We start from the raw sequence: 721 nt of genomic DNA, 5'->3' as shown, positions 1-721 counted from the left end.
CCCCCTAGGCGGGGGTAGACGGGGATCAGCTGATCGTGAGCAGCTGGTGTCCGGCGGAGACCGTCAAACCGGCATCCGCGTTGATGTTGCCGATGATGCCGTCCTTGTGCGCCTGCAGCGGCTGCTCCATCTTCATCGCCTCGAGCACGACGACGAGATCGCCCTTGACGACCTGCTGACCGTCTTCGACGGCGATCTTGACGACCGTGGCCTGCATGGGCGACTTCACCGCGTCGCCGGATGCGCCCGCGTTGGCCGTGGTGGCGTGGCTGCGCCGCGACGGCGGCACGACGGCGGGGCGACCCGCGGTGCCCGGAGCGACCGCCACGCGGTCGGGCAGGCTCACCTCGAGACGCTTGCCGGAGACCTCGACGACGACGGTGTGGCGCGACTCGCCGGCGGCCGGCGACTCGAGCTCGCCGTCCCACGCGGGGATGTCGTTGACGAACTCGGTCTCGATCCAGCGGGTGAAGATGCCGAACTCGCCGTTCTCGGCCGTGAATGCCGGGTCGCGGACGACCTTGCGGTGGAACGGGATGACGGTGGGGAGACCGGCGACCTCGAACTCGTCGAGTGCGCGGCGGGAGCGCTCCAGCGCCTCCGCCCTGTCCTTGCCGGTCACGATGATCTTCGCGAGCAGCGAGTCGAACGCGCCCGAGACCGAGTCGCCGGCGGTGACGCCGGAGTCGAGGCGGATGCCGGGACCCCCGAAGGTCTTGAA

General features: G+C 70.0%; 1 protein-coding gene. It reads right to left on the bottom strand.

Annotation, left to right across the window (positions count from 1 at the left end; genetic code table 11):
• Positions 1–25: 25 nt before the first annotated feature.
• Positions 26–721 (bottom strand): biotin/lipoyl-containing protein (locus ACNPM4_RS06215; RefSeq protein ID WP_448985088.1); only part of this gene is annotated, 696 nt, incomplete at its 5' end.

The sequence above is a fragment of the Microbacterium umsixpiens genome (assembly GCF_053543675.1).
Note: the sequence above shows the minus strand (reverse complement) of the source record. Positions and strands in the feature narration are given on the sequence as shown.